The sequence below is a fragment of the Myxococcus hansupus genome (genome assembly GCF_000280925.3).
In the GTDB taxonomy this organism is placed as follows: domain Bacteria; phylum Myxococcota; class Myxococcia; order Myxococcales; family Myxococcaceae; genus Myxococcus; species Myxococcus hansupus.
In genome coordinates, this window is record NZ_CP012109.1 from 3,942,517 (window position 1) to 3,947,372 (window position 4,856).

Below are 4,856 nucleotides of genomic sequence, written 5' to 3' on the forward strand. Positions count from 1 at the left end.
CATGTCTTCCTTCCTCTTCGACGACAACGGCTTCCAGGACGTCCCCAACCGCGAGGTCTCCACGGACCTCACCGCCGCGGATGACCGGACCCTCCGATGGGCGGCGCCTCCGTTGGATGCGGCGATGCTCGACTCCCTGGTCCGGTACCAGCAGACCTACCTGTCCCAGGCCGAGGCCGGGCAAGGCACGGATGGACTGGGCCGCGCCCACACCGAGGCCCTGGCCGACTCCGGGCTGACGCCCAAGGCGGCGGAGCAGGGCAGTGCCTTGCTGCGCGCCTTTGGAGGCCGGCGCTGGGCCGCTCGGAAGCTCCAGGAGAAGCTGGGCCAGCTCCAGGGCGACGGCGAGAAGGAGACGGAGCTCCGAGCCCGCATCCAGAAGGAGCTCGTGAAGCAGGAGCGCGAAACGGACGCCCTGGCGCGGCGCTACGGGGAGGACGCCCTGGCGCTGCTTCGGGCCCGCGAGCCGGAGCTGTTGGACCTGCACACCCGGCTGACGCGGCTGCTCACCGGGGGATGAAGCCGGGCGGACGGCCGGTTGCATTCCGCGTCCGGCCATCGGATAAGGGCACGTACTTGCTCAGGGTTCTTCCATGAAGCGCTATTTCATCCACACCTTCGGCTGCCAGATGAACGTCAACGACTCGCTCCGCATGAGCGAGGTGTTGAGCCAGATGTCCTACGCGCCGACGCCGGTGCCGGACAACGCCGACCTCATCATCCTCAACACCTGCTCCATCCGTGAGAAGGCCGAGGACAAGATGCTGTCCGCCCTGGGCCGCTACAAACCGGTGAAGGCCAGCCGTGGCGCGCTGATTGGCGTGGGCGGGTGCGTGGCGCAGCAGGAGAAGGACAAGCTCCTCAAGAAGGTGCCGTACCTGGACTTCGTCTTCGGTCCCGACAACATCGCCCGCCTGCCGGACATCATCGGCCGCGTGTCGGCGGAGCGGGAGCGGGTGGTGGAGACGGCCTTCGTGCACTCGGAGGAGTACGTCTTCCCGCGCGCCGACCCGGAGACGTCCCGCGGCAAGGTGACCGAGTTCGTCACCGTGATGAAGGGCTGCGACAACGTCTGCTCGTTCTGCATCGTGCCGCACACGCGGGGCCGCGAGGTGAGCCGGGCGTTCCCGGACGTGCTCGTCGAGGTGGCGGACTTGGCGAAGGTGGGCGTGCGCGAGGTGACGCTCATTGGCCAGAACGTGAACTCGTACGCGGGCGGCATCTCCTTCGCCCAACTGCTGCTGCGCACCGCGGAGGTGCCGGGCATCGAGCGCGTGCGCTTCACCACCAGCCACCCGCATGACCTGTCCGACGAGCTGATCGAAGCCTTCCGCGTCCAGCCGAAGATCACCCCGCACTTCCACCTGCCGGTGCAGTGCGGCAGCGACCGCATCCTGAAGATGATGCGCCGCGACTACACCGTGGTGCAGTACCTGGAGCGACTGGCCAAGCTGCGCGAGGCGCGGCCCGGCATCGCCGTCACCACGGACATCATCGTCGGCTTCCCCGGGGAGACGGAGGAAGAGTTCGAGATGACGATGAAGCTGACCGAGGAGGTCCGCTACGACAACCAGTTCTCCTTCGTCTACAGCCCCCGGCCGAAGACGGGCGCGGCGCTGCGCGAGAAGGACTGGGGCCCGGTGCCGCACGAGGTGAAGATCGCCCGCCTGGAGCGCCTGCAGAAGCTGCAGCGGCGCATCAGCGGTGAAATCACCGCGGCGCTGGTGGGCTCGGAGGTGGAGGTGATGGTGGAGGGGCACTCGCGTTACGACCCCACCAAGCGCTTCGGCCGCACGCCGGAGAACCGCACCGTCAACTTCGAGGGTGACGCCCCGGCGGGTGCCTTCGTGACGGTGAAGGTGGAGCGCGCCACGCCCAATCAGCTCGCGGGCAAGCAGGTGGCCCTGCTCAAGCCGCCCACGGTGGAGCCGTTGCCCATGCCCGTGGCGGAGAGCCCCTTCCACGTCGTCGCGGAGGCGTAGACAGCATGCCGCTGAGGCCGTTCCGAGGAATGTCCCCCCGCGTCCACCCGGGTTGCTTCGTGGACGACTCCGCGCAGTTGGTGGGCGACATCGAGGTGGGGGAGGACTCCTCCATCTGGTTCAACTGCGTGCTGCGCGGGGACGTGAATCCCATCCGCATCGGGAAGCGCACCAACGTGCAGGACCTCTCCCTGGTTCACGTCACCGGGGGCCGGTCCTCGACCGTCGTCGGCGACGACGTGACGGTGGGACACCACGTCATCCTCCACGGTTGCACCATTGGGAACCGGGTGCTGGTGGGCATGGGCTCCACCATCATGGATGACGCGGAAGTCGGGGACGACTGCATCATCGGCGCCGGCGCGCTGCTGACGCCGGGCACGAAGATTCCCCCGGGTTCACTGGTGGTGGGCTCCCCGGGCCGGGTGAAGCGCCCCATCACCGAGGCGGAGCGGGACTTCCTCTTGATGTCCGCGCACCACTACGTGGAGCTCGCGAAGGAGTACCAGACGGAGCGCTGACTCGCTCGCGAGCCTACGCTGGGCGTGTTAGGAGCACATCCATGGCTCTCGTGCCTGCCACAACGCTCAAGGCGTGCCCGCTGTTCAAGGGCTTCACGGATACCGGCATCCAGATTTTCGCGGGGCTCGCCGTCCCGCGAGCGTTCCCCAAGGGGACCGCGCTCTTCGTCGAAGGCAAGGCGGGTGAGTCGCTCCTCATCGTCGGGGAAGGCACCGTCCGCCTGAGCGCGAAGAGCGCCTCCGGCGAGGACGTCCCCCTGGGCGAGGTGGGCGCCGGTGAGCCCCTGGGCGAGCTGGCCCTGGTGCAGAAGGGTGAGCGGTTGTGCTCCGCCACCGCTGTCACCGACGTGTCCGCCCTGGAGATTCGCGCCGCGGACTTCCAGAAGCTCCTGGCGACCAAACCCCAGGCCTGCGTGAAGCTGCTGATGGGAATCGTCTCCCACTTCGGCCAGAAGGCCCGCGACAACCGGGACATGCTTCGCACGCTGGTGGGGAAGGCGCCGGCTGCTTAAGACAGGCGGAGGGCCTGCCTCACGAGCGCAGGGATGTGCCGCCGTGAAGTCTCGGGTGGGACATGTCGGGGCACCTGGATGGATGGCATCCAGGTGGGCGGGCGGCCCTTGAGGCGTTCGCGACGTCAGGACACTGGGGCAGCGGGAGGTGTCGGTCGGAGAATAAGAAGGGAGAGCGGGCGCCATCGCGGGCCCGGGAGCAGGCCGGGTACCGAAGGATTTGTTGTCGAGTCCCCATTACCCGGAGTTTTGACGACCCGCGCCCGGTTGATGTCTGGGCGCTAGAGGGGCGGTCCGAGCGGATTCGGAAGCGCAGCCCCTCGGAAGTGAACGGACGGGACGACGCGTGCAAGAACTTCTCACCAACCTCCTCGGCGATTCGCAGGGCTTCTTCGCCTATGCCACCGTGTTCGGCATCCTGGTGGCCTGCGGTCTGGGTGTGCCGCTGCCGGAGGACATCTCCCTCATCCTCGGGGGCTTCCTGGCCCACAAGGGTGCCGCCAACCTGTCGATCATGATGGTGGTCGGCTTCGCGGGCATCCTCGTGGGTGACAGCCTCATCTACCTGGCCGGCCGCCGGCTGGGTGGGAAGCTGGGTCGCGAGGGCAGCGGTGGCTTCTTCGCCCGAATCGTCACGCCGGAGAAGCGCGCGAAGGTGGAAGGCCTGTTCGGCAAGCACGGGCACAAGGTCGTCTGCATCGCCCGCTTCATGCCGGGCGTGCGCGCGGTGACGTACTTCACCGCGGGCTCGGTGGGCATGCCCTACTGGCGCTTCATCTTCTGGGACGGCCTGGCCGCGCTGCTGTCCGCGCCCGTGTTCATCTGGCTCGGCTATCACTTCGGTGGGGAGCTCGACTCGATGATCGCCAAGTTCAAGGAGGGGCAGTTCGCGGTGATGGGTGTGCTGGTGGTCGCCGCCGTGGGCTACTTCGTGTGGCGCAAGCGCCGTCAGGCGGCGGAGCGGGCGCAGGCCGCCACCGTGGACCCCGTGGCCGTCCCCGCGCTGGTGACCGAGACGGTCGCCGCGCCGCTGCGGCCCCCCGTGGCCGGTTCGGGCGAGGCCCTGTTCGTCGCCGCGCCGGAGCAGGCCGCCGCCGACAGCACGCGCGAGCTGCAGAAGTCCTGAGCCCTCGCCATGGGCGACGAAGACGCCAGCCGCAAGGACGCGATTCGAAAGCGGCTGCGCCTCGCTCGGTATCCCCGGCGGAGCGCCGCCGTGTTCACCGACGAGAACGACCACAATCCATGGGTTCTTGAGGACTGTCCGCAATGCCGGGGCTTGGGCAAGGTCTGCCACGAGGGTGAAGGGCTGGCCTGGCAGGAGTCGTGCTCCGCCTGCGAGGAGCGCGGCACCACCGGTGAGGTCGTGCGGTACTTCCTGGCGCCAGGGCCCGCCGTCACGGTCGCCGTGGATTCTCACGGATGGGTCACATGCCCCCGGTGTGAACGTCGCTTCTCGACGCAGTCCCTTGACCATTGGACCGGTCGACGTCATCGGACGTGTGGCCAGGCGCTGATGCTCGACGGCATGGCCCGCTGAAGCAGACTTCGCGCAGGTGCGGCGCCACCTGATTCTTCCGTGGTTGCCGGGCTTCCAGGATCAGGGTCAGGATTGAGGGATAGCTTCACCTCGTCCTTCTTCTGAGCCCCGAGATGCCCAAAACCCTTCGTCGCGCCTGTGCCGTGCTCCTGCTCGCAGCCACGGGCTCGGCCCAGGCGCAAGCCTTGCCCCCGGTGCCCCCCGCGGCGCCCACCCCCGCGGTTCCGGAGGCTCCGCCGGAGACCACTGCCCCGGAGCCCAAGCCCTCGGAGCCTTCCGAGGCGCCCCCGTGGACGGCGTG

General features: G+C 68.4%; 6 protein-coding genes. All 6 read left to right on the plus strand.

Going from position 1 to position 4,856, the window contains the following annotated elements:
- Position 1 precedes the first annotated feature (1 nt).
- The 6 genes from A176_RS15160 (at position 2) to A176_RS15185 (ending at position 4,555) form a co-directional block, all read left to right on the plus strand.
- On the plus strand, positions 2–520 hold the full coding sequence (locus A176_RS15160; protein WP_002639624.1) for a hypothetical protein: 519 nt from the start codon (positions 2–4) through the stop codon (positions 518–520).
- Positions 521–593: 73 nt separating this feature from the next.
- Positions 594–1,982 carry a tRNA (N6-isopentenyl adenosine(37)-C2)-methylthiotransferase MiaB gene (miaB, locus tag A176_RS15165; RefSeq protein WP_002639625.1) on the plus strand — a complete coding sequence of 463 codons (1,389 nt, stop codon included), beginning with the start codon at positions 594–596 and terminating at the stop codon, positions 1,980–1,982.
- A gap of 5 nt (positions 1,983–1,987) precedes the next feature.
- Entirely contained in the window at positions 1,988–2,503 is a 516-nt protein-coding gene (locus A176_RS15170) for a gamma carbonic anhydrase family protein (RefSeq protein ID WP_002639626.1), read from the plus strand.
- Between the two features lie 41 nt (positions 2,504–2,544).
- A complete protein-coding gene (locus tag A176_RS15175) occupies positions 2,545–3,015 on the plus strand; it encodes a Crp/Fnr family transcriptional regulator (protein WP_002639627.1) in 471 nt (156 codons plus the stop codon).
- A gap of 346 nt (positions 3,016–3,361) precedes the next feature.
- A complete protein-coding gene (locus tag A176_RS15180; RefSeq protein WP_002639628.1) occupies positions 3,362–4,141 on the plus strand; it encodes a DedA family protein in 780 nt (259 codons plus the stop codon).
- A gap of 9 nt (positions 4,142–4,150) precedes the next feature.
- Complete coding sequence (locus tag A176_RS15185) at positions 4,151–4,555, plus strand: hypothetical protein (protein ID WP_002639629.1); 405 nt, start codon at positions 4,151–4,153, stop codon at positions 4,553–4,555.
- Positions 4,556–4,856 lie beyond the last annotated feature (301 nt).